We start from the raw sequence: 23,477 nt of genomic DNA, 5'->3' as shown, positions 1-23,477 counted from the left end.
AGAATCTGTGATGAACCTGAAGGTCGAAGTGGACGTCCCCAAATGTGTGGCGTCCGGCCAATGCGTCATGCTCGCCCCGGAGGTCTTCGATCAGCGGGACGACGACGGGATGGTCATCCTCCTCGACGACACCCCGCCCGCGGAACTCCACGACGCGGTCCGTGAATCGGCCACGGTGTGCCCGGCGGCCGCGATTCGTCTGGCGGAGTCGTGAGCGCATCTTCGGCCGACACGCTTCGCCGTGTCGTGATCGTCGGCGCCTCCGCGGCGGGCCTCACCGCCGCCGAGACCCTCCGTCGGTCAGGCCACACCGGCACCATCACCCTCATCGGCGACGAACCCGCCGCGCCCTATGACCGGCCGCCCCTGTCGAAGGAGATCCTCAACGGTGCCTGGGGGCCTGACCGGCTGCCCCTACGCACCGAGGCCGACCTCGACGCCCTCGGTCTGGACACCCGGTACGGCCGCACGGCCGCCAGCCTGGACCGCGTCGCCCGGACGGTGCTGTTGTCCGACGGCACCGAAGTCCCGTACGACGGCCTGATCGTGGCCACCGGAGTCCGCCCCCGGCGGTTGCCGGGGGCTCCCGCCCACACCCTGCGCACCCTGGACGACGCTCTCGCCCTCAAGGGCCGTCTCGGCCCGGGCCGTAGCCTGGCCGTGGTCGGCGCCGGCTTCCTGGGCGCCGAGGCCGCGGCGGTGGCGGCCGACCTGGGCACTCGAGTGACCCTTCTCGAACCCGCATCCGTCCCGCTGGCCCACGCCATCGGCGAGGACATCGGACGTGTCCTCGCCCAGGCCCACCTGGACCACGGCGTGGCCCTGCGCACCGGGACGGGGGTGACCGAGGTCGTCTCAGGTGGCGTACGGCTCGACGACGGCAGCGTGGCCGAGGCCGACACGGTGCTGGTGGCCATCGGCTCCCGGCCCAACACGGAATGGCTGACCGGCAGTGGCCTCACCCTCGACGACGGACTGGTCTGCGACGAGTTCTGTGCCGCTGCCCCCGGGGTGTACGGCGCAGGCGACGTGGCCCGCTGGCACAACCCGCTCTTCGGCACCTCGATGCGCGTCGAGCACCGCACCAACGCCGCCGAGCAGGGCATGGCCGCCGCCCGCAACCTCCTGGGAGCGCGCCAGCCCTTCGCGCCCGTACCGTACTTCTGGTCCGACCAGTACGACATGAAGATCCGCGCCTACGGCTACCTGCGCGGTCACGATGAGGTACGGGTCGTCGAAGGAAGCCTGACCGACCGGAAGTTCCTGGCTGTCTACCGCACCGGAGAGCGCCTCAGCGGTGTACTGGCCATCGGCATGCCGCCCAAGAGCATCCGTCCCTGGCAACGGTCCATCGCCGCCGGCGCCCCCTGGGGCGGCGCGCTCTCCGCACTCGCGCCCTCGGCGGAAGCGACAGCGTGAACAGCGCGACCGGACTCGAAGTGCTCTGACTTCATCGAGGCGAACTCGTGATCGGGGAGTGGCCGTGGACTTCGGTATTCGAGCGTTGCGGCGTTGTTCAATCGCTCGGAGAACAGCAGGGGTCGGAGGTGAAGCGGATGTGCATGTGCGGTGAAAGTGGCCGAAGTTGAAAGGGGGTGTGTAATTCGCGCGATTAAAATTTCCGATGGAACGTTTCCCTGAATGGGAGTTCCTCGGTGGCTGTGGGAAACAAGAGCGGCCAGGCTTGTCGCAAGGCCAACTGCTCCCTGATGCAGGCCACTTGAGATCGCGTACGCTGGAGAGGAACCTCGAACACCATGAAGCACCTCATTCGCCGAACGGGAGCTGCCTGTCTCCTGGTCGGCTCGATGCTACTGGCAGCGGCACCCGCCCAGGCCGCGACCAGAGCGACCTTCTACTACCCACACATCACGGCGCCGAAGAATTTCACTTGTGTGCAGTGGCAGTGGATGGGAAATTATCGGCAGGGTAGTGTCTGGTCAGAAAATCTCCAGGGCAAGGCGAACCAATCCGTCCGTGTGGGCGACCCGGATCAGAAGAACGGCATCATGGCTATGCCCGGGGAGCAGATGAACTTCCTGGTCACCGATGGAAATGCTTTTCCCGGCCAGCCGTGCACGGGATCCCGGGTGATCGGTTACGCCACTGTCACCGTTCCTGCGCCGGACGACAGCATGGACATCACCCTCGGTTCTCGGTGAACCTTCGACCTGGGCTGTAGGGCTGCAAGAGCCTGGTAGCGTCGTCTGATTCGTGCCGGGTGGGGCGCTCTGATGCGTCCCACCCGGTCGTATTCGTCGACGGAATACCACCGACGGCGACTTATGGTTTCTTCGGTCGCCGTTGATCAGGCGAGGGTCGTGACGACGTCCACGGGGTTGACCAGGGTGTCGCGGATGGGCGAGCGACTCTCGACCAGTGCGACGAGTTCCTCCAGCCTCTCACGGGGGGTGCCCGGGGCGTCGACGTGGAGGCGGACACGTACCTGCTGCAGGCCTGGCCGGACGGAGGGGTCGAGGCCGAGGAAGCCCCGGTAGTCGACATCGCCCTCCAATTCCACCTGAACACCCTTGAGTTCGATGTCCTGCGCGGAGGCGAGGATGGCGAGGGTGGCGGTGTAGCAGCCGGCGAGTGCCTGCAGTATGTACTCCCCGGGGGAGACCGCGGTGTCAGTGCCCAGCAATCCGGCGGGTTCGTCGCTGCGCATCGTGAACTTCGCGGCGCGCGTCTCGTCGCGCTCGCCGCCCTGGGTCATCGCGCCGGTCTGCGCGGCAAGCCGGAGACCGCCCTGCCAGGAGCCGTTGACGGAGAGGGTGGCCTGGCCGAGTTCGGGCTCGGCCTGGACTGCGGTGGTGATGTCCTGCAGAGCCTGGACGTCGATCTCGTTGATCACAGACATGGGAACTGGCTCCTTCAGCGGAGTGCGGGATGGGAAGTGCGGCAAGAACCGGCGCCGATGCGGACGCGGTCGTGGTGTCCCGGTCGCTCGCCGCCGGCCTGCCGAGAGTCATGTCGCGCGGGAGGAAGGGCCGTTCCGGTCAGGCGTTGTCCAGGCTCTTCATGGCCATCCAGCCGTGGGTGAACGAGCCGCCGGCTCGCAGCGCGGCACTGATCATCACGGCCGCGGCGACCTCTGCCTCGGTCGCGCCCTCCTTGTGGGCGTTCTTGACGTGGCCATCGATGCAGTACGGGCACTGCGTCGTCGCGGCGACGGCGATGGCGATGAGTTCCTTGGTCCGCCGGTCGAGTCCGCTGTCGGTCTCCTCGAAGACAGCCTTGTCGAAGTCCATCAGGCCCTTGTAGGCGGTGGGGGCGGCATGGCGCAGGTGTCGGTTGTAAGCCGCGTCGTCACTGTCGTGGTAGTGCATCGCTGAACCCTTCGAGTCTGTCGAGTTGGCCGCTCCCCTCTACGGGAGCGGCGGTGCGTTGAGAGTAGACAGACTTGTCTGTCTACGTCAAACGGCCGGATGCTGGAGCGGGTAACGCTCTGGGCTCGGCCTCGATCGCACGGTGGTGCAGCGGTGCGTGTTCCGCGGAAGTGTCAGGGCATGCGGCGGCCCGGGCGGTTGCACCGCCCGGGCCGCGGGGTGGGGGTCTGGTTACGCGGTTCCCAGGGCGGTGCGCAAGGTGGCGACGGCCTGGCTGATGGCGGCTTCTGCGGCGTGAGTGTCGCGCAGGGCGTTGAGCATGACGAAGTCGTGGATGATGCCCTGGTAGCGCACGGCCGTGACGGGGACGCCGGCGCTGCGGAGGTTGTTGGCGTAGGCCTCGCCCTCGTCGCGCAGCACGTCGGCCTCGGCGGTGATGATCAGGGCTGGGGGCAGACCCCGCAGCTGGTCGGCGGTGGCGCGGAGGGGGGAGGCGGTGATCTCGGCTCGCTGGTTCTCGTCGGTGGTGTACTGGTCCCAGAACCACTGCATGGCGTCGCGACGCAGGAAGTACCCCTCCGCGAACTGACGGTACGAGGGTGTGTCGAAGGCGGCGTCGGTCACCGGGTAGAACAGCACCTGGTGAACGAGCTGCACGTCTCCGCGCTCCTTGGCCATGAGCGTCAGCGCGACTGACATGTTGCCGCCGACCGAGTCGCCGGACACCGCGATCCTGGCGGCGTCCAGGTCATGGGTCGCGCCCTCGCGGACGATCCACTGGGCGACAGCGTAGTTCTGTTCGATGGCGACGGGGTAGCGCGCCTCGGGGGACAGGTCGTACTCGGGGAAGACGACGGCCGCCTTGGCGCCGACGGCCAGTTCACGCACCAGCCGGTCGTGAGTGTGGGCATTGCCGAAAACCCAGCCGGCTCCGTGGATGTAGATGATCACCGGCAGTGACCCCTCGACGCCGGCGGGGCGAACGATGCGGGCCCGCACCGATCCGGTGGGGCCGCCCTGGACGGTCACCCATTCCTCGTCGATCTCCGGCTTGGGGATCTCGCCGGACTGCACCTCGTCGACGGTCTTGCGGCCGTCGGCCGGGCCGAGGTCGAAGAGGTACGGCGGGTTCGCGGTGGCCTCGGCGAAGGCGGCTGCGGCCTGTTCCAGGACGGGGTGGGTGGCGGCCTCGGACATGGAAGGCTCCTCGGGAGGGTCGTGGCGACGGCAGGAAGGCCGTCCGAACGGGTATGACAAGAACGATACAGCTCGATTTAGTCGCGCGCAATCTAATTGCTGTCGATGTAGTCGCTGTCGATGTAGTAGTGGGCATCTGAAATGCTAGGCTGTGACTCATGGACCAGGACGCACACCACGCCGCGGGGCAGGGTTCACTCCTCCTTCAGGACCAGCTGTGCTTCGCCCTGTACGCCGCCTCACGGTCAGTCACGACACGCTACCGACCGCTGCTGGAGGAGCTCGGACTGACCTACCCGCAATACCTGGTCATGCTGGCGCTGTGGGAGCAGGACTCGGTCTCGGTACGTGACCTGGGCGCCGCGCTCCGGCTGGAGTCGAGTACCCTCTCCCCGCTGCTCAAGCGACTGGAAGCCGCCGATCTGATCCACCGTGAGCGGCGTGCCGACGATGAGCGCTCGGTGGTCATACGCCTTACTCGGGCCGGTGCGGACCTCCGTGAGAAGGCCGGCACCGTTCCCGTCGCCATCGGCGAGGCCATGGGGCTGACGCCCGAGCAGGATGCCACCGCCAAGTACCTGCTCCGCCTGGTCACCGAGAATGTGACCGGCAGCCGACCCTGACGTCGTTTGCCGAAAGGTGGCCGTGAACGTAGCCTCCGAAGCAGACAGACTGTTCTGGCCGACAGGTCAGGGATGGAAGTGCCACAGGGGAGTGCAGATGGAGGCTCAGGAACCGAAAGCCCCGGCGTCGCGGACCCGTGGTGGACCGCGGGACCGCGTGCGCGCCGCTGCCGACGACCTCTTCGCCCGCGAGGGGATCCCCGCTACCGGTGTCAATCTGTTGATCGAGCGCGCCGACGTCGCCAAAGCGTCGTTCTATCACGCGTTCAAGAGTAAGAACGATCTCGTCGATGACTACCTGGAGCGGCAGCACAACGTGACGCTCGGCCGGCTGCGGCTGGTCGAGGAGAGCGATGACCCGCTGGCGGTCAAGATGGGGCGGGTGTTCGACCTTCTGTCGACTGCCGCCGCGCAATCCGTCTATCGAGGGTGCGCTTTCGTGGTCGCGGCGACGGAAATGCCCCAGGCCGATCTTCCGGCGCAGAAGTGGGCGCGCACGCACAAGCTGGCCGTGCTCGCCACGATCCGCAAGATGATCGAGAAGGCCGGCAGCGCCGACGCGGCCGAGATCTCCGAACAGATCGCGATCGTTTACGACGGCGCGCTGGTCACGGCGGCGATCCGGCCAGATTCGGCCGCGATCGAACGGGGGCGGGCCATGGCGTTGGCGATCCTCGCCGCGCACAACTTGGCGTCGTAGCCGGGGGCGAGGCCGGCTCTCAAGCGAGGGCGGAGGCCATCCGCCGGACCGCCTCGGTGAGGATCTCGGGCGAGGTCGCCAGGTTGAGGCGGACGAAACCGGTGCCGCCCGTGCCGAAGGGGATGCCGGAGTTCAGAGCGACCCGACCGCGTTCGAGGAAGATGGCGGCGGGGTCGTCGCCCAGGCCGAGGCGGCGGCAGTCGAGCCAGGCCAGATAGGTGGCCTGGGCGGGTGCATAACGCACTGCGGGCAGGTGTTCGGTCAGCAGATCGGCGAGCAGACGGCGGTTGTCGTCGAGGCCGACGAGCAGCGAGTCGAGCCAGTCGCCGCCGTCCCGGAGGGCAGCGGTGTGGGCGATGATCCCGAGGTGGCTGGGGCCGTGGCTGACCTCTTCGGGGAGGCGCAAGAGATCGTCGGCGGCGTCAGGGCCGGCGATGGCCAGGGCGGACTTCAGGCCGGGAAGGTTCCATGCCTTGGACGCTGACATCAGTGACAGCCCGTTCTCGCCGCCGGGAACGCTCAGATACGGGACGAACCGAGTGCTCGACGCCACGATCGGGGCATGGATCTCGTCGACGACGACCCGTATGCGGTACCTGCGCGCCAGCGCCGCCACGTCCGCCAGCTCCTCGGCGGTGTGTACGGTGCCGGTCGGGTTGTGCGGACTGCACAGCAGGTACACGGGTCGGTCTCCGCCCTGAACTGCGAGCGTGAACGCGGCCTCCAGCGCCTCCAGGTCGATTCGCCGGTCGGCACCGAGCGGGGCCTCGATGACCGGGCGGCCCATGCTCTCGACGAACTGAAAGAACGGCGGGTAGACCGGGGGGTTGACGATCACTGGACTGCTGGGGTCGGAGACCAGCTTGAGCATTTCGACGACGCCGAGCATCACATCCGGGACGATGGCCGTGCGCTTGGCCGAGAGCCCGTCCCAGCCCCATCGCTCGCTCGCGAACGTGGCGAGAGCCTCGGCGTAGCCGCTGCCGGTCGGGTAGCCGGTGTCTCCGAGCGCCACGGCGTCCCTGATCGCCTGCGCGACGGGCTCGGCCAGGAGAGTGTCCATCTCGGCGACCCACAAGGGCAGCACGTTCTCGGGATAGGCGCGCCACTTCAGGCTCGTGCGGCGGCGCAGCTGGTCCACGGTGAGCTGTCGCAGGGGGTTGTCGGAGTGCGGAGCGAAGACCTCGCGAGAGTTGTCGGCCATGGCGCCAAACTTAGGCGCACAGGTGCGGGAAGTGTTTGCCTCCTTTGCCCTCAGAGGTGGTTGCCTGCAAGGATTTCGCACATGGATGCCGTGGACCATCAGATCCTTGCGGAGCTCCAGTTGGACGGGCGACTGACGATCACCGAGCTGGCCGACCGGCTGCGGCTGAGCATCTCTCGCTGCCAGCGGCGCCTGCGCGAGCTGGAACGCACCGGGGTCATCGTCGGCTATCACGCGGCCGTGGACGCCGCCGCCGTCGGTCTGGGCTTCGAGGTGCTCGCGTTCGTCAGCCTGCGCCAGGACCAACCGGACACCTTGGCGGCCTTCGACAAGGCCGTCGCCGCCATTCCCCATGTCATCGAGGCGCAGCGCCTGTTCGGCGATCCCGACTACCTGCTACGCGTGGTCACCGCCGACCTGCCCGCGTACCAGCGCCTCTACGAGGAGAAGCTGGTACGGCTGCCGGGCGTGCGGCGTATCAACTCCACGATTGTCATGAAACAGGTCGTCCCTACGCGTCCGCTGCCCTCGCGGCCGTAACCTGCGGCCCAGGACAGGCTCCGGGCTGCCGGTCAGGTGGCGGGTACCAGCTGTGCGGCGAGAGTGGCGGCCGCCAGCAGTTCCTCACGCGGAGCGCCGGACGCTGCCTCGACGCTGAAGCCGTAGAGGGTGGCCATGAGATAGCGGGCCAGGGCGCCGCAGTCGGTGCCCATCGGCAGGTCGCCGTCGGCCACGGCCTTCTCGAACCGCTCAAGCACTGTCTTGCGCGTCTCCTCTCGCGCGGCGGTGACAAGGTCGACGATTTCACCGTGGGCCTCTCCGCAGGCGAGCGCCGCTTGTACGGTCATGCAGCCGGGCGGCTGGCCGGGGGCGGTGAAGGCTTCCACCCGGCGGGTCAGCAGACGCAGCGCGGCCTCGCGCGCGGTCGCTTCGGCCATGGCCTCCCGCAGATCATCCGTCGGCCGGCACATGTATCGGTCCAGAGCCTTGGCGAACAGGTCCCTCTTGCTGCCGAAGGCCGCGTACAGGCTCGGCGGCTGGATGTTGAGGGCCTGGCAGATGTCGGAGATCGACGTGCCTTCGTAACCCCGGCGCCAGAACAGCTCCATGGCTGTCTGCAGCGCGACACCTTCATCGAACGTGCGTTTGCGTCCTCTGGGCATCTTCCGCCTCCCCGGCCGGCCCCGGAGGGTCCGGCTTGCTTTTTCTTTAGGGCGCGTTACAGTGTACGACGAAGCTCTTATTTAGCGGACACTAAACAAGAAAGCGAGGACCCACCCCATGGGCAAGCTGGACGGCAAGACGGCGGTCATCACCGGCGGCAGCAGCGGCATCGGCCTGGAGACCGCGAAGAAGTTCGTTGCTGAGGGCGCCTTCGTGTTCATCACCGGACGCCGTGAGGAAGAGCTGGCCAAGGCCAAGGCCGAGATCGGCGCGAACGTCAGCACCGTGCGCGGCGACATCGCCGACCTCGCCGACCTGGACCGGCTGTGGACCCAGGTGAAGGAGGAGCGCGGCTCCGTCGACATCATCGTCGCCAACGCCGGCATCGCCGCCGCCGCCCGGCTGCCCGAGGCCACGCCCGAGCACTTCGACAAGGTCTTCGCCATCAACGCCCGCGGCACGTTCTTCACCGTGCAGAAGGCAGTGCCGCTGCTCAACGACGGCGGGGCGATCGTCCTGGTCTCCGGACTCGCCCACCAGCTGGGCTGGGCTGACTTCACGGCCTACTCGGCGAGCAAGGCCGCGGTGCGCTCCTACGCTCGCAGCTGGGCCGCCGAGTTCAAGGACCGCGGAATCCGGGTCAACACCATCAGCCCCGGCCCGGTGGACACCCCCATCCTCGACGGCCTGGCCGCCAGCTCGTCCCCCGCCGACCAGGAGGCGCTGCGCGCCGGTCTCGCCGCGGGCGTCCCGATGGGCCGCCTGGGTCGCCCGGAGGAGATCGCCGCCTCCGTGCTGTACCTGGCCACCGACGACAGCGGCTACCTGACCGGCGCCGACCTTCCGGTCGACGGCGGCGCGACCCAGCTCTGACCACCCACGACTCGAAAGGGAGCAGACCGTGAGCACCGTGGAACTCACCAAGGAGAACTTCGACGAGATCGTCTCGAACAACGACTTCGTCCTGATCGACTTCTGGGCGGACTGGTGCCCGCCGTGCCGCATGTTCGGCCCGGTCTTCGAGGCCGCCTCCGAGCGTCACCCCGATCTCGTCTTCGGCAAGATCGACACCATGGCGCAGCCGGAGCTCGCCCAGGCGTTCAACGTCCAGTCCATCCCGACCCTCGCGGTCATCCGGGACAAGGTCGCCATCTTCTCCCAGCCCGGCGCCCTGCCCGAGAACGCCCTCGAGGACGTGATCGCGCAGTCGCGGAAGGTCGACATGGACGAGGTGCGCAAGGAGATCGCCGCAGAGCAGCAGAAGTAAGGGCCCAAACCAGGGCAGCGGCATCAGCGGAAGGCGGGCCCGGAGCACTGGGCCCGCCCGTCTGAACGTGACGTCCCCCACACACCCCAGGGAAACCGCCGGGCGTGCTCCGCTCAGGCCCGGCCCGAGAAAGGCAGTGTTGTGCAGGATCAGGACATCTACCACCGTATCGCCGAGCTTGTCGAGGAGGAGCACGCGCTGCGCGACGGGCAGTCGGACACCGCAGAGGGCCGGGGTTCCCGGCTGACCACGGTGGAGCAGACCCTCGATCAGTGCTGGGATCTGCTGCGTCAGCGGGCCGCCCGCCGGGAGTTCGGCCAGGATCCGAACGAGGCTCACGCCCGGGATGTGCGCACGGTCGAGAACTATCAGCAGTAGCAACGCACAAGGAGACGACAGGAGACGGCCGCCATGCGAATCGAAGTGTGGGCTGACGTGGTCTGCCCCTGGGCCTACATCGGCAAGCGGAGGCTGGAGAAGGCTCTGGCCGCCCCGGCTCTGGCCGGCCTTGACATCGAGGTGGTGTGGCGGCCGTACCGGATCGATCCGACCGCTCCGGCCCAGGCCGCTCCGGTCAAGGAGAATGGGGCCGAGCCGACGGGCGCCGACCCGTTCCAGTGCGCGATTGCCCCATCCCCCTCGGAAGCGGCGGAGCACGTCGCGCAGATCGCCGCCGACGAGGGACTCGGGCCGAACTGGGGACCGGCCTGGCGGGCCAGCAGCCATGACGCGCACCGTCTCCTCGCTCTGGCCTACGAGCGTGGCGGCAGCGTTCTCCAGGGCGTGGTCGTCGAGCAGGTGATGAAGGCCCACTTCCTCGACGGTGCTGACATCAGCGACCGCCACCTGCTGGGCGAGATCGCCGACGACAGCGGCTTCGCGGAGGCGGCCGGACTGCTGGAGACCGACGCCGTCGACCACGAGGTACGGGAGCTCCTGCTCGTCGGCAAGGCCCGAGGTATCGCGACCTCGCCCACCTTCGTGGTCGGTGACCGGGCCCTCGCCGGAGCCCAGCCGGTGGAGGCATTGGCCGAGTTCCTCATCGCCGTCGCGGGCGAGCGCGGCCGCGAGATGCCCGAGGAAGTCCGGCGGCTGCGCTGGTCCGAGTCGCTGCTGGAGAAACGTGATCCGCTCGGCGCCCTCACTCTGCTCCAGCCGCTGCTCGACCGCCACGGCGACGACCTGAACGTCCGACGGCTCGCCGCCCGCGGCTACTTCCACTCGGCCCAGCTTTCGCACGCTCACGACGTGCTGCGGCGGCTCGTGGTCGACGCGCCGGACGACTCGTACGCGTGGCTCATGCTCGGCCGCACGCTCCAACGCCTGGGGCGAGAGGAAGAGGCCGCCTCATATCTGAAGGTGGCCGCCGCCATGACACCCGAGTACGGCTGACCCATGACCGTTCAACCCACCGACTACACCGAGCAGACCGCGTGCGGGAGCGACTCGCGCTCGCCTCTGCGCGTCTTCCTGCGCACCGAGACCGGAAGTGCCGCCGTCCTGGTGGCGGCGGCGTCGGCCGCTCTCGCCTGGGCCAACGCGGCGCCGTCCGCGTATGAGTCGTTCTGGCATACCGACCTGTCCGTCCACCTCGGCTCGCACGGGATCTCGCTCGGCCTGCGCGAGTGGGTCAACAGCGGCCTGATGACGTTGTTCTTCTTCGTCATCGGCCTCGAAGCCCGCCGCGAGTTCGACATGGGCGAGCTACGCGAACGCAGACGACTGGCTCTGCCGCTCGCCGCCGGGCTCAGCGGCATGCTGGTGCCCATCGCGCTGTACCTCGCGATCAATGCCGGGCACGGCACGACCGGAGGCTGGGGCGTGGCGATGTCGACCGACACCGCCTTCGCGCTCGGCCTGCTCGCCGTCGTCGGCCGTAGCATGCCGCCCGGCCTGCGGATCTTCATCCTCATGGTCACCGTCGTGGATGACTTTCTCGCCCTCGGCGTCATCGCCCTCGCCTACAGCGACCACATCACCGTGCCCGCGCTGCTCGTCGCCGTCGGCACGTTCGCGGTCATCGTGCTGGTGCGGCGGTTCGGGGTACGGCACGGGGCCGTGTACGCCTCGCTGGGCCTCGTCGCCTGGACCGCCCTGCTCGAATCCGGCGTGGACCCGGTCGTGATCGGCCTCGCCATGGGACTGCTCACCTACGCCTACCCCGCCAGCCGCGCCGACCTCGAACACGCCAGCGGCCTGTTCCGGCTCTTCCGGGAGCAGCCCACCCCCGAGCTGGAGCGGCACGTAAGGGTCGGCATCGCCTCCGCGATCTCCCCCAACGACCGCCTGCAGCGCCTGTACCACCCCTGGACCAGCTATGCGGTGGTTCCCCTGTTCGCCCTGGCCAACGCAGGTATCCAGATCTCCGGCGACCAGCTGGCACGCGCCTTCACCTCGCCTGTCACCCTGGGCATCGTCATCGCCTACGCGCTCGGCAAACCGCTGGGCGTCGTAGCGGGCGCCGCGCTCACCACCCTCGCCTCCCGCGGACGGATCCGGCTTCCCGTCGGCTGGGGAGCCACTGCCGCCGCCGGCACCTTGTCCGGTGTCGGTTTCACCGTCTCCCTGCTCATCGCGACACTCGCCTTCGACGGACCCCGTCTCGACGAGGCCAAGACCGGCATCCTCAGTACTTTGATCCTCGCCTTCCTGACCACCCGGCTTACCACTGCCGTGATCGGCATGCTGCCGCCCGCGGCACGGCGACAGGCACTGCTCGGAAAGGCGGAGACGATCACCGACCTGGCGGTGCCCGTCGACCCCGACCGTGACCACGTCCGGGGACCACGGCACGCCCCGGTGACCGTCGTCGAGTACGGCGACTACGAATGTCCCCACTGCGGGCAGGCCGAACCGGTCGTACGCGAACTTCTCGCCGACTTCGGCGACGTGCGCTACGTATGGCGGCATCTGCCATTGACCGACGTCCACGTCCACGCCCAGCTCGCCGCCGAGGCCGCGGAAGCCGCCGCGCTGCAAAGCCGCTACTGGGAGATGCACGACCTGCTGCTCAGCCACCAAGGAGCACTGCGCTTCGAGGACCTGCGCGCGTACGCCGCGGACATCGGCCTCGACACGGCACGCTTCGAACGCGACATGCACGCCCACACCGGTGCCGTTCGGGTCGCCGAGGACGTCGAGTCCGCGGACCTCAGCAGCGTCGCCGGCACCCCCACCTTCTTCGTCAACGGCCGCAGACACCACGGCGCCTACGACATCACCAGCCTCTCCGAAGCGGTTCGCGCCGCCCGCGAACGCGCCGCCGTTCCCGCCTAGCGACGGCCGGCTCGGGCAGCGCGTGACGGTCCCCGGTCGTCCCGCCCGACTGCGGTCGACGCCGCGGAGCGTGCCCCGGGCCCTGGGCGCTCGCGGCTCTGGGCGTGGCCGCCTTGGTTCCTGACCGCCCGCCACGTTCCGAACGACGGCGCGGGCGAGCGGGCCGTCTCGATACGGACCGAGCTGTCCGCGCCGCGCCCCGGCCCCATGTGGGCGGCCTGGCCTCCTGGGCGGCCGCTGACCGGCCGGGCCGGTGTCGCTGCCGGGGCTCGAGCCGCTGGTGCTCGTCGGGTTCGGCGCCGGCGTCCTGGGGGGCGGTGGTCGTGGTGGGCCGCGCTGCGCAGAACGGCTGCACCGGGCCGCGGCAGGTCGAGGCCGACGGTCACCTCGTCGGCCGTGCGGTTGGGCAGGAAGAGGTGTTCGGTGCCGTCGGGGGCGCGGCGCATTGCGGCTTCGACCCCGTCAGGGTGTTCGGGACGGGGGACACTCCGGCGCCGGTGACAGTCCAAGACGAGGCGGCTCATGGTCTCCCGGTCGGGCGAGGTGCCCAGGAAGGTGGCCGTGCCGCCGCCGGCATGGTGTCGGGTGGCAGCCGGGGTGTCCTTCAACTCGCCGTCAGTGCAGGCGGCCAGAGCCTCGACGCCGACCAGGTGGATCGCGCGGGCGATGGCTGGGGTGGCGGTCCGTCGGGCACGATGATCGCCCACATGAAGGTGTGGGCGATCACCGTGCAGGCGGTGCGCGGAGCGAATGCCCGGGGCGTCGATGTACGTTCCCTACTCGCCGCCATCGCCACTCCCCGTTCTGCATGGAGTTCCGCCCCGCCTGTCGGGTCGGCCGGGACGCACGGCGAACTCGCCTGCCGCGGGAGTTTCAGGTGGCATACCTTCCCGTGCGGACCCTGCCGGTCATCGAGATCGCTCCGAGGCGACCAGAGACGGGTTCGACAGTGGCCCCGGAGGCAGGGCCGACCGATGAGCAGATGGATCAGCGCAGCCCGACCGAGAATTGGTGGTCGCTGGGTTGCTGTGACGTCTCGTGAGGACTGCCTGGCGCGTCAGACTTGGCCCAGACGTCGAGTTGACGGTCAGCGTGCTGGGCGACCAGCCACGCTGCGCGCGCCGCCCCTGCGGCGCGCGCCTGATCTGCGTCTTCATCACTCGGAGGAAGTCACGTGATCAGCGTCTGTCAGCTCCTTCGGCTCCGGTCGCCACGCCCAGGTGAGAGCGCTCTCTCTGCTCTGGGCCTGCCGGTCATCGGGTGGGCCGGGCCTTGCCGACGAGCGCGTCGGTCATGTCGATCGAGACGTCGTTGAGCGGCACGGTGACCTTGAAGAGCACGGGCCGTGCGGCAAAGCACTTCACCTGTGCGGTGCACTGCTTCGTGTCACGGTAGGGAGTCCGTTCCAGCCGGCTCAGGGCCAGCGAGACATCGCGGATCATGCCGCTGCCGAGGTTGCCGGGGCAGAAGTCGATCGAGTCGCGCACGGACAGGCTCAGCCTGTGCAGGTCGAGGGTGACCTTGGTCTTGCCCTTCGTGGTCCGCTTGTTCAGGGAGTACGTCCCGGAGATCTTCCGGTGGTCCGGAACGAAGGTGTGGTCGGCGAGTTGCACGCCGCTGAGGCCGCCCGCGAGGAACCCCGGAGTGGTTTCCAGGTCACTCCAGGCGATCGGGACATCGGTGCCCAGCCTTGACTTGTTGAGGTCGTAATCCCTCCCGAACGCCGGGGACGTGGTGGTGACCTTGGCCTTGAGAGCGTCGACGATGCCGTTGAGGGCCTTCTTCGTCTCGGGGGCGGTCCGGAACGCCTTCAAGACATTCACGCCGCGGACCTCGCTGTATCGATGGGACACGGGGCCGGGCGTGAGATAGGTGTTGTACAACTTCTGCGCTTCAGGCATGTCGAAGATGCCGGTCCACAGGCCGATCACCGACTTGCCGGTGTCCTTGGCCTTCTTCACGTCCGCCGTTTTGCCGAATGCCGTGCACTGCGCCGGATCCTGCTTCGGGAACGAGGGCGCGGAACTCGTGGCGGGAGTCTGTGCCAGAACGCCGTCGCGGACGGGGGCCGCGTGCGCGGTGGCGCCCGTCACGCCGAGGAGCAGGCCTGACGCGACCAGACAGAGGGCGCTCTGGGGTGTTCGGTTGAACTTCATGAGCAACTTTCATCGAAGACCACTCAGGTGATCATTACTGCGGCTGTGTCGTCTCGCGGGCCGACGTCACGGCGACGGTCCCGCTCGGAAGGCAACGCGCGGCCATGTCGTTGGGCGTACGCCCGGATTTCCGGGACCCGGCCGGGACGCGCGATCGTCTCCCAGCCGAGACTGGCAGAACCAAGGTTGTTGAGCACTGCCGCCCATCACGGTAATCAATTCCTTTTGCACGGTCGGGTCGCGCGCCCTGCCCGTCAGGCTGTGTCCGGTGGGCACTCGCGGTCAGCGGTCCCTCAGGTGCCGCAGACCTCGCGGTAGGGCGCGTCAGGTATGTACATGTGCCATTGGTCCCTTGTGAGCTCCGCACCGTCGGCTCGCGCGCAGACCTGGTTGAGAGCCTGTGCCGTGCCGACGGTGTACCGCTGCAGTGGTACATGGGCGCTGCCGGCGTAGAGCGTGCCGTTGTCGGCGCTGAAGGCAAGGGTGTCGATGCGCTCACCGGGTGTGGTCACGGGACCGCCGAGTGGCTGCTGGGTGGCCGTGTCCCAGAGCTGGAGGGTGCCCGCGCTGCCGCCGACCGCGAGGGTGCTGCCGTCAGGGCTGAAGACCAGCGCACTGACGGCTTCCGGAGTGTCGCCGAGGGGTGCGGGAAAGACGTTCCGCAAGGTGCCCGCGCGACGGCGGAGATCACTGTCCCACAGGACCACACGGCCCGTCAGGTCTCCGGCCGCGAGGCGGGAGCCGTCCGGGGCGAAGGCGAGGGCACCGATCACATAGCCCTGGACGAGATCGCGGGTAACGGACTTACCCGCACGAACAGCCCGTTCGTCGCTGACGAAGAGGTGTCCGTCGGAGCTGACAGCCAGGTGGTGACCGGCCCGGCCGGGGAGGAGGCCGGTCCTGCGGTGACTAGCGACGTCCCACGTCTCGTTGCTCAGTCCGTCGAAGTCCCCCGGAGTGCGGGCGGTGTAGAGCGTCCGGCCACCCGGGCCCAGCGCCACGGCGATCACGGGTGCGGCGGACTTCGCGGTCGCCAGGTCCAGGGTGGCGCGGGCGCGGGCGCGGCGTAGATCCCAGACGGTGAGGCGCTGCGGTGCCGCCTCAAGGTTGGGGGCGGACACGCCGTACGCGAAGGCGGTGCTGTCGGGGCTGAACGCCAGCAGAGCCAGGGTCTTTTGCGGAAAGACAGGTTGCGTACGGTCGCGGGACACCGGCAGCGGCGGGGACGGCAGGGTCTGCAGGACACGTCCGTCGCGGGCGTTGCGAAGCCGGAAGCGGTAGTCGGTGCCGGAGCGTTCGGCGGTGGCGAGGACCCGGCCGTCGGGGCTGAGCATCTCACCGGCAAGAGGATGCTCCCGCCAGCCGGAGGCGACGGCCTGCGCGAGGTCGAGGGAGTGGACGGTGCTGCCCTCGAGGTAGCGCAGGACGGGCAGGTCGGGATCCCAGGCAAGGCCGTACGGCTGCTGGTTGTTCAGGGCATGCCGGAACACCGGGGCGTCGGGACGCGACAGGCGCCACACCTTGATCTCCTGGCCGTCGGACGTGGCGAGGAAATTCGTTTCCCTGTCGAAAACCGCGTACCGCACTCCGGGCGCGTCGAGGGAGGCGATCAGGCGTCCCGACCCGGTGTCCCAGACACGTACTTCGTTCCCTGACAGGGCCGCTAGCCGGGCTCCGCCGAACACGAGGCCCGTCTGGCCGCCGTCGCAGCTGCCGCGGGCGTTCTCCCATGCCCCGGACAGCGCGCGACGGGCAACGATGTCCCAGACCTGCGGGGCCTTCCCGGCGGGACATACGGCAACCAGGCGGTCGTCGGCATCAGGTCGCACCTCCGTCCGACCGGCTCCCCGGCTCTCGAACAGCACGCTGTCGTCCGCGACGGAACGCAGCTGTACGCGGTCCTCGCCGGTGTCCACGACCACATGACTACGACCGCTGGCGCCGAAGTCCGCGATGGTGGACGCCGGTTTCGGAGCCCCGGTCCATTGCCGGGTGACCGTGTCCCACAGCTGTACGCCGTCACCTCCGTCGATGGCGAGGACCCGGGCGTCGGGAGCGGCGGCGATGACGTCGCCGTCCGGAACCCGCCCCGATCCGGTGCGGTGGCCGGTGGCGACGTCCCACGTGCGCCAGGCACGACCGTCAACGCTCAGCAGTGTGCGACCGGAGTCGGCCAGGAACCGCGTGCCACTCAGACTTGGCGAGGGGTCGATGAAGGTGTCCTGTTCCGGTTGAACGAGTGAACCGAGAAGGGCGCGGCGTGTCTCGGGCAGCTGGGCGACACGCCAGGCGGCAACGCCGAGAAGCATCGCGGTCCGTGGATCCGTGGAGCGCAGGGAGTCGGCGACGGAGGCGGCGCGTCGGGCGGCGGTGTCGACGCGTCGCTGCCTGTCGTCGAGAGCCTGTTGCCAGGCGGACAGGCCGGCGACCAGTGCCACCACCAGCATGACGGACAGCCAGACGACCAGCACTCGGGAACGGCGGACGGAACGGGCGGCAGTCTGTCTCTCCGCTTCTCGCGCCTCGATCGCAGTCTGCAGGAACGACCGCTCGGAGGCGGTCAGCGAACTGTCGTCCGCGAACAACTCCTCCGCTTGGGCAAGGCGCGTGCCCCGGTACAGGCTGCCGGGATCGCGGTCGTGCTCCAGCCAGGTGCGCGTGGCCTCGGTCAGGCGCCGTTGGAGGCGCAGCCGCTCGCGGTTCTGCTCGATCCAGTCACGCAGCCTCGGCCAGCCGCTGATCAGAGCTTCGTGGGCGATCTGGAGGCCGTCACTGTCGCTGGTGAGCAGCCGGGCTCGGGCCAGCCGTTCCACTACCGACCGCGCCTCTGGGTCAAGCCACTCGTCCAGTTCGGCTCGGGTCAGCGGTCGTCGGGTGTCGGGGGCGTCATGCCCAGGCTCGACAAGACGCAACAGCAATTGCCGGGCCCTGCCCTGCTGGCCGGGGGACAACTGTGCGTACTCCTGCTCGGCGGTGGCCGCGATCGCGCCGCTCACGCCGCCCGCGGCCTCGTAGGCGGAGAGGGTCATCAGCCGCCCCCTGCGGCGCCGCCAGGTCTCCAGCAGAGCGTGCGACAACATGGGCAGGGCACCGGGCTGGTCAAGGACATCGTCGACGATCCGTGCCGTCAGTTCTCGCTCGACCAGGAGTCCGACGGCCTGCGCGGGTCTGGTGACGACCTCGCGCAGCTCTGCCGCGGTCATCGGCCCGACCGGCATTCCCGCAGCACGCACCGCCTCGGCCAGACCGCGGTGCTCGGTGCAGCGGGCGTAGAAGTCGGCGCGTACGGCGATCAGCACGCGCAGTCGACTGTCCGGCTCCTGGGCTGTGAGCAGCAAGTCGATGAACCGTGTTCGCTCCGCACGGTCCTGGCACAGTGTGAAGACCTCTTCGAACTGGTCCACCACCACCCAGCTCTCCGGCTCTTCCTGCGCCGGGGTGAGCAGCTGACCGTGCGTCGTCGCGGGCCTCGGCCCGGGCGTCAGGATCCGCAGCACCGCCGGACGGTCCCGGCGCGCGATCTCTTCCCGGAGACAGGGGATCAGTCCGGCGCGCAGCAGCGACGACTTACCGCTGCCCGACGCCCCGAACACCACCGCGAACCGATGCCCGCAGACCATGGTGCGGACTTCTCCGATCAGCCGGTCCCGTCCGAAGAACAGGTCACGGTGGTCCGGTTCGAACCGAGCGAGCCCCCGGTATGGAGATGCGGAGCCCTCATCGCCGGGTATGGCCGCCTGTGCCGTCTCGGCCTCCACTGCCTTCCAGCGCAGTTCCCACTCGGCCGTATCACCCCCGCAGGCGCGCACATATCCCTGCAAGACGGCCAATGACGGCAACCGTTCGCCACCCGCCGCCTGTGACAGGGCCGTCGTCGAAAAGCCCGCTGTCTTCGCCATGGTCCGATAAGGAGGATTGCCCGCGGACCTGCGTAGCTCCCTGAGTTCATGAGCCAACAGCTGCACGGGACCGGCCTCCGGGTCCACCGGCCTTTCGGGACGTCCCACTGATTCAGCCTTTCACCTTGTCATCCCGCAGATGCTGAAGATCAGCTGCATGATCGCAAACCTATGTTTCGCGCTGCCCGGGCAGGAAGTGCTGTCGGCTGTGACGTCCGCCGCTGTCCTGGGAGTGCTTCACGAGTTCCTCGTGCTTCTCTGCTCTCGTGTTCCGGGCGGCTTGGGCCTTCTGTATCGGAAAGAGGAGGTGAGGAGGAGGCTGATGATCCGAGAACGCAGCCGACCGTATCGAGGCCGGCTCGTGAGCTCATGGCGTGGCGCAGGTCCGCGGGTGACCTGTGTGAGAGGTCGTGCTGATGAGAGGAAGCAGAGGAGCGGTATCTGGCCAGGCGTCGCTGGTCGTTCGCACGGCGAAGGGTGGGACGCGGTGCTGGGACGCCGACAGATCTGAGGTTGAGGTGACCCATTGGGCTCATCCGCCGTCGGATCGGTTGCATCGGTGACATGACCGGTGCGCCAGGCCGCGGTCACGGGACGCTCCGCGACCGCCGACGTTCGCCTCGCCTCGCCTCGCCTCTGTTGAGCGTTCTGCCTCTGCATCGGTTCGATCGCCGTATTCGGCGGGACGTCCGGGTAAACGCGCGGTTGCCCGCGGACGGCAGATCGGGAGCGACCGGTACATCCGCCACGGACGAGTTGTTTATCGCCTGGAGCAGCGTTGATAAACAACTCGGGGACAGCGACAGTCATCGGCGGACCGGCCCGCGGCATCGCAGCCGCCACGGTCACGGGTGACTTCTGGTACGCCATGGGTCACCCGGAACCCAGTACCCAGCTGGCGCCGCCGAGTGTCCGTCGGCGCCTCACTCCAATGGAGTCATCGATGGAAAACGCTCCTCGCAAGAACGGTTCCGCCCTGCGCCTGTTCCGGACAGGAGGGGTCGCTGTCGCGGTCGCATTGGGAGCCTCCTTGCTGGCGGCACCACAGTCGTTCGCCGCCGACTCGCCCAGCACCAGGGAGCTTTTGGACGCCTGCAGCTGGGCCGACCTCTGTGAGTTCCATCCTCAGTCCTACCGGGAGTACACCGGCCCGAAGCACCAGGTCGGCTCGACGGCGTACAACTGCGGCAGCCAGACGAACCAGCACAGAATCGACTGGTCGGACACGACTGCCTCCACCAATTCGGTCGGAGTCTCGGTCAGTGCGGGTGCCAAGTTCTGGCAGGTCTTCGAGGCCGAGGTCGAGTTGAGTTACAGCCACACCTGGACCACCTCACACACCGACACCGAATCCAACCTGATAAACATCCCGGCGGGGTCCAAGGGCTGGATCGAGCGCGGCAACTCCAAGCAGGAGGCCACGGGGTGGTACGAGATCCACTTCGGGAAGCGCTATTACGGCCACTACATCTGGTACGTCAGGAACTACAAGGCTTCCGGGTACAACGGGGACAACGTCAGGAACGGCTACGTCAACTTCAAAGACGCGAAGATGACCTCGACCGAATACAACCAGCACTGTCGCTGAGTGTGGTTTCGGTTACGGCCACTACGCCGGCACTCCGCGTGAATGGCCTCCTCGGCGCACCTGATGTCCCACGATTTGCCCACCCTCGATGGATCACGACGTGAAAGAAGGTATTGGTCCCATGCGTACTCTCGGGCGCAAGACCACCACGGCTGTACTCGCCGCAACCGCCGTATTCGGCAGCCTGGCGACGGCCGGAACGGCCCATGCCGACTCTGTTCCCGCCGTACAGGTCGAAGTCTGCAACGACGCGTCCGTGCAGCAGAAGTTCTGGGTCAAGGGCTACAACCAGTACAACGACTGGGACGACTCCCCGGTGTGGACGGTCAACGCGCACACGTGCGCGACGGGCTGGGGCTACTGGTGGAAGAAGAACGCGTCGGTTGAACTCCACTACAAGCGCGGTAATGCGGGGTGGAACTGGAAGCCGGGATACCTCCCGAGGACGGACGCCGCGACAACGACGCTCCGTCTGTCGTAAAGACGCCCCGCGGCAAGAGTGAGTGAGGCGAGCCCGACGGCCCACTGGAGGCGGACTGTCCAGCGGGCCGTCGGGTCAGGTGTGGTCGGTGGGTTCAGGGGCCATTGTCCGGTCCCGCTTCGGCGATCGGGCCCGCGGGCGCCGGCACGGGAAGAAGGTGTGGAGGTTGAGGTGAAGTCGGGCGTCATGGCCGTGGCCAACTTCAGCTGCACGGCGGCCCCCTCGTTCTTGCCCCTGGGCACTGTCGTCAAATTCCCGTCGTCCGCCCGAAGGGCGGGCCGCGCGGCGTCGTGGGGGCACCTCCCGCTCGAGCCGTGCGAAGCGCGGTTCGAGGGTGGGGGAGCACGTGCATGGCGTCGTGCGGCAGGCGGGAATTCGAGGACAGGGCCTAGGTCGCTTGTGATGGCTCTTGGACGGTGTCGCGGAGCCAGACGACGATCGCTGTGACGGCGAGGGTGCCGTTGAAGACGTCGTCGCGCTTGTCGTAGCGGGTGGCCACCGCGCGGAACTGCTTCCACTTGTTCACGCACCGCACCACCGCGTTGCGGCGACGGTATTGGGTCTTGTCGAAGGCCGGGGGCCGGCCACCTGCGCGTCCGCGGTGCCTGCGGTGAGCGCGTTGGTCGTCCGGCTGCGCGATGGTGGCTTTGCTACCGAGCCGCTGCGCGGCCGACCGGACCGCGCCGTCGGCTGCGTAAGCCCTCCAGCACCGGGGCGAACATCGGGCTGTCCCCGCGCTGGCCGGGCGAGGTCAGCCAGTGCAGTTCGGGCGGGCCCGGTCGTCGGAGAGCAGATGGACCTTGCTGGTCAGTCCGCCCCGCGAACGCCCCAACGCCTCGCGCCCATCTGCCTCCTCACGGGCCAGCCCCCTTTTGCGGTTGGTCGGCCGGAGGCCTGCGGGGGCCCCAGCCGCGTGCTGATGCGCCCGACAGGAGGTCGAGTCGATGTTCACGGCCCACTCCTGCCGGGAAACCCGGCGGGCGTGTGCGCCGTCCGGGTCGTCGGTATCCGCCTCGATCTGCAGCTCTTGCAGGATGATCTGCCAGGTTCCGTCGGCCGACCAGCGGCGATGACGCTCATAGACGGTCTGCCACGGCCCGTCCCGCTCCGGTAGGTCGGGCCACGGCACCCCGGTCCGGGCCCGGAACAGCACCCCGTTGACCACCTTCCGGTGATCCGCCCACTGGCCACCCGGCTTGCCGTTACCGGGCAGAAGCGGCTCGATCTTCTGCCACTGCGCATCCGTCAGTTCGTGTCGCCGCACCATGCAAGGCTGCTGCCCGGCCGGCCACGAGATCCCCCAACCAACGTCGCCCGGGCAGCAGCAGCTGTCGTGCTCACCTTCAGCGGTGCACTCAGGGCCCGGTTCAGGAGAACCGGGCCCTGAGTCCTGCCTGTGCATCCCTCGGGCATCATTCAGAGGTGCTCGGCATCACCCGCCAGTGCCCAGGCGGAGACGCGCCGTCAGCGCAGGTGCTGTTTCAGGAAGGAGATGATGGTCTGCCAGGTCGGGGTCACCGGGTGCGCGGGCATGGAGTGTCCGCCGCGGGCACTCTCCTCGTAGGCGCCCTCTCGGATCGCGTCGTCGCTGACCATGGTGAAGATCGTGCTGTGCCCGGCCTTCGGGAACGAGAGCATGCGCGTCTCGTGTCCCGTGGCGGCCAGCTTGTCGAAGAGAAGGCGGCCCTGGTGGTAGGGCACGAGGGCGTCCACCTCACCATGGAGGATCAGCGTCGGCGGGATGGGGCGCTTGCCGATGTAGGTGAGCGGATTGGCCGGGGCGAGCTTGTCCGGCGGGCATTCCGTGATGGCGCAGCCGACGAGCAGCGACTCGGGGGAACGCGGGTCGTTGTGGCAGTCCGTAGTCCCCATTCTCGCGTTGAACGCCTCGCAGTTGTCCGGCATGTGCGCGTCCATCTGGAGGAAGTCGGTCGGGGGGTAGAAGGGGATGGCCGCCTGCACGGCGCTGGAGGGGCCGCGCACTCCGCCGACGTCGCCTTCCAGCTCGGGGTTGTTGCTGGTGACGGCGGCCATCGCGGAGGTCCAGCCGCCGGAGGAATCACCCATGATCGCGACGCGCTCGGGGTCGAGGTTGTACTTCTCCGCGTTGGCGCGCAGCCAGCGGATGGCGCCCTTGATGTCGTGGAGCTGAGCCGGGAACTGGGCCTGGGAGCTGGAGCGGATCGACACCCCGGCGACCGCGTACCCGGCCGGGTTGAGTTCGGCGGCCACCTTGTCGGCGTCCCGGCGTCCGTTGTCTTTCAGCCACGCGGACCCGCGGGTCGAGATCACCAGCGGGACGGGCTTGCTGGACTTGGGTACGTACAGGTCGAGCAGATGACCCTCGGTGCCGGCGGGCTGGGCGGGGGCGTACGCGAGGTCCTTTACGACCTGCACGTTCGCAGCGGGAGTCAGCGCTGCTGCGGGGGACGGGGCGGCACCGGCAGTCGTTACGAGGGTCGCCGCGGCGGCCACCGCTGTGGCTGCCGCCGCCAGCGCCAGGGGAACTCGTCTGAAGCGCGGCCGTACTGACTTTGATCGCACACGCATGGGCATCGTGTCGTCTCCTCTTGGAGTGGGGTGGGGGAGCGGG

Annotated in this window: 21 protein-coding genes and 1 pseudogene; 13 read left to right on the top strand and 9 right to left on the bottom strand. The window is 68.5% G+C overall.

Features of this window, described 5'->3' with window-relative positions:
* Positions 1 to 16 precede the first annotated feature (16 nt).
* The 3 genes from L0P92_RS16700 (at position 17) to L0P92_RS16690 (ending at position 2,162) form a co-directional block, all read left to right on the top strand.
* The gene (locus L0P92_RS16700) at positions 17 to 214 is read left to right on the top strand and encodes a ferredoxin (protein ID WP_234763520.1); all 198 of its coding nucleotides are present in this window, start codon (positions 17 to 19) and stop codon (positions 212 to 214) included.
* On the top strand, positions 211 to 1,419 hold the full coding sequence (locus L0P92_RS16695; RefSeq protein ID WP_234763506.1) for an NAD(P)/FAD-dependent oxidoreductase: 1,209 nt from the start codon (positions 211 to 213) through the stop codon (positions 1,417 to 1,419). Before L0P92_RS16700 ends, L0P92_RS16695 begins: the two co-directional genes overlap by 4 nt.
* A gap of 338 nt (positions 1,420 to 1,757) precedes the next feature.
* On the top strand, positions 1,758 to 2,162 hold the full coding sequence (locus L0P92_RS16690) for a hypothetical protein (RefSeq protein ID WP_234763505.1): 405 nt from the start codon (positions 1,758 to 1,760) through the stop codon (positions 2,160 to 2,162).
* A 146-nt stretch (positions 2,163 to 2,308) separates the two neighbouring features.
* Here the strand turns inward: L0P92_RS16690 and L0P92_RS16685 are convergent, their stop codons facing one another.
* The 3 genes from L0P92_RS16685 to L0P92_RS16675 form a co-directional block, all read right to left on the bottom strand.
* Complete coding sequence (locus tag L0P92_RS16685) at positions 2,309 to 2,860, bottom strand: OsmC family protein (RefSeq protein WP_234763504.1); 552 nt, start codon at positions 2,858 to 2,860, stop codon at positions 2,309 to 2,311.
* A gap of 139 nt (positions 2,861 to 2,999) precedes the next feature.
* Positions 3,000 to 3,329, bottom strand: coding sequence for a carboxymuconolactone decarboxylase family protein (locus tag L0P92_RS16680; RefSeq protein ID WP_234763503.1), 330 nt, complete (start codon positions 3,327 to 3,329; stop codon positions 3,000 to 3,002).
* 231 nt (positions 3,330 to 3,560) lie between these two features.
* Entirely contained in the window at positions 3,561 to 4,526 is a 966-nt protein-coding gene (locus L0P92_RS16675) for an alpha/beta hydrolase (RefSeq protein ID WP_234763502.1), read from the bottom strand.
* Positions 4,527 to 4,684: 158 nt separating this feature from the next.
* Between L0P92_RS16675 and L0P92_RS16670 the strand changes: the two genes are divergently transcribed.
* Positions 4,685 to 5,149: a MarR family winged helix-turn-helix transcriptional regulator gene (locus tag L0P92_RS16670; RefSeq protein WP_234763501.1), complete on the top strand. Its 465-nt coding sequence runs from the start codon at positions 4,685 to 4,687 to the stop codon at positions 5,147 to 5,149.
* A gap of 97 nt (positions 5,150 to 5,246) precedes the next feature.
* The gene (locus L0P92_RS16665; RefSeq protein ID WP_234763500.1) at positions 5,247 to 5,849 is read left to right on the top strand and encodes a TetR/AcrR family transcriptional regulator; all 603 of its coding nucleotides are present in this window, start codon (positions 5,247 to 5,249) and stop codon (positions 5,847 to 5,849) included.
* Between the two features lie 19 nt (positions 5,850 to 5,868).
* On the opposite strand, the gene L0P92_RS16660 is transcribed toward L0P92_RS16665, so the two are convergent.
* A complete protein-coding gene (locus tag L0P92_RS16660) occupies positions 5,869 to 7,053 on the bottom strand; it encodes a MalY/PatB family protein (protein ID WP_234763499.1) in 1,185 nt (394 codons plus the stop codon).
* Between the two features lie 81 nt (positions 7,054 to 7,134).
* Here L0P92_RS16660 and L0P92_RS16655 point away from each other — a divergent pair, with 81 nt between their 5' ends.
* A complete protein-coding gene (locus L0P92_RS16655; RefSeq protein WP_234763498.1) occupies positions 7,135 to 7,593 on the top strand; it encodes an Lrp/AsnC family transcriptional regulator in 459 nt (152 codons plus the stop codon).
* A 32-nt stretch (positions 7,594 to 7,625) separates the two neighbouring features.
* On the opposite strand, the gene L0P92_RS16650 is transcribed toward L0P92_RS16655, so the two are convergent.
* Positions 7,626 to 8,216, bottom strand: coding sequence for a TetR/AcrR family transcriptional regulator (locus tag L0P92_RS16650; protein WP_234763497.1), 591 nt, complete (start codon positions 8,214 to 8,216; stop codon positions 7,626 to 7,628).
* 118 nt (positions 8,217 to 8,334) lie between these two features.
* On the opposite strand from L0P92_RS16650, the gene L0P92_RS16645 reads away from it, so the two are divergent.
* From L0P92_RS16645 to L0P92_RS16625, 5 genes are all read left to right on the top strand, one after another.
* Positions 8,335 to 9,090 carry an SDR family NAD(P)-dependent oxidoreductase gene (locus tag L0P92_RS16645; RefSeq protein WP_234763496.1) on the top strand — a complete coding sequence of 252 codons (756 nt, stop codon included), beginning with the start codon at positions 8,335 to 8,337 and terminating at the stop codon, positions 9,088 to 9,090.
* A 28-nt stretch (positions 9,091 to 9,118) separates the two neighbouring features.
* Positions 9,119 to 9,484, top strand: a complete 366-nt coding sequence (locus tag L0P92_RS16640; RefSeq protein WP_234763495.1) for a thioredoxin family protein — start codon at positions 9,119 to 9,121, stop codon at positions 9,482 to 9,484.
* Positions 9,485 to 9,625: 141 nt separating this feature from the next.
* Positions 9,626 to 9,862 carry a DUF2630 family protein gene (locus tag L0P92_RS16635; protein WP_234763494.1) on the top strand — a complete coding sequence of 79 codons (237 nt, stop codon included), beginning with the start codon at positions 9,626 to 9,628 and terminating at the stop codon, positions 9,860 to 9,862.
* Between the two features lie 33 nt (positions 9,863 to 9,895).
* Positions 9,896 to 10,876 carry a DsbA family protein gene (locus L0P92_RS16630; protein ID WP_234763493.1) on the top strand — a complete coding sequence of 327 codons (981 nt, stop codon included), beginning with the start codon at positions 9,896 to 9,898 and terminating at the stop codon, positions 10,874 to 10,876.
* A gap of 3 nt (positions 10,877 to 10,879) precedes the next feature.
* The gene (locus tag L0P92_RS16625; protein WP_234763492.1) at positions 10,880 to 12,760 is read left to right on the top strand and encodes a Na+/H+ antiporter NhaA; all 1,881 of its coding nucleotides are present in this window, start codon (positions 10,880 to 10,882) and stop codon (positions 12,758 to 12,760) included.
* Positions 12,761 to 14,013: 1,253 nt separating this feature from the next.
* Here L0P92_RS16625 and L0P92_RS16620 read toward each other — a convergent pair.
* Positions 14,014 to 14,916 (bottom strand): hypothetical protein, encoded by a 903-nt coding sequence (locus L0P92_RS16620; RefSeq protein WP_234763491.1) that lies wholly within the window; start codon positions 14,914 to 14,916, stop codon positions 14,014 to 14,016.
* 293 nt (positions 14,917 to 15,209) lie between these two features.
* Entirely contained in the window at positions 15,210 to 18,746 is a 3,537-nt protein-coding gene (locus L0P92_RS16615; RefSeq protein ID WP_443733020.1) for an nSTAND1 domain-containing NTPase, read from the bottom strand.
* Between the two features lie 1,012 nt (positions 18,747 to 19,758).
* Here L0P92_RS16615 and L0P92_RS16610 point away from each other — a divergent pair.
* Together L0P92_RS16610 and L0P92_RS16605 are read left to right on the top strand one after the other, a co-directional pair.
* Positions 19,759 to 20,403: a hypothetical protein gene (locus L0P92_RS16610; protein ID WP_234763489.1), complete on the top strand. Its 645-nt coding sequence runs from the start codon at positions 19,759 to 19,761 to the stop codon at positions 20,401 to 20,403.
* 121 nt (positions 20,404 to 20,524) lie between these two features.
* Complete coding sequence (locus tag L0P92_RS16605) at positions 20,525 to 20,884, top strand: hypothetical protein (RefSeq protein ID WP_234763488.1); 360 nt, start codon at positions 20,525 to 20,527, stop codon at positions 20,882 to 20,884.
* A gap of 388 nt (positions 20,885 to 21,272) precedes the next feature.
* On the opposite strand, the pseudogene L0P92_RS16600 reads toward L0P92_RS16605, so the two are convergent.
* Both L0P92_RS16600 and L0P92_RS16595 read right to left on the bottom strand, forming a co-directional pair.
* Positions 21,273 to 22,151, bottom strand: a pseudogene (locus tag L0P92_RS16600) (IS5 family transposase).
* Positions 22,152 to 22,348: 197 nt separating this feature from the next.
* Positions 22,349 to 23,281, bottom strand: coding sequence for an alpha/beta hydrolase (locus L0P92_RS16595; RefSeq protein WP_234763487.1), 933 nt, complete (start codon positions 23,279 to 23,281; stop codon positions 22,349 to 22,351).
* Between the last annotated feature and the right edge of the window lie 196 nt (positions 23,282 to 23,477).

Source organism: Streptomyces muensis (genome assembly GCF_021474425.1).
GTDB classification, from domain to species: domain Bacteria; phylum Actinomycetota; class Actinomycetes; order Streptomycetales; family Streptomycetaceae; genus Streptomyces; species Streptomyces muensis.
The sequence above is the reverse complement of the archived record's forward strand: the minus strand, read 5'-3'. Positions and strand labels throughout refer to the sequence as shown.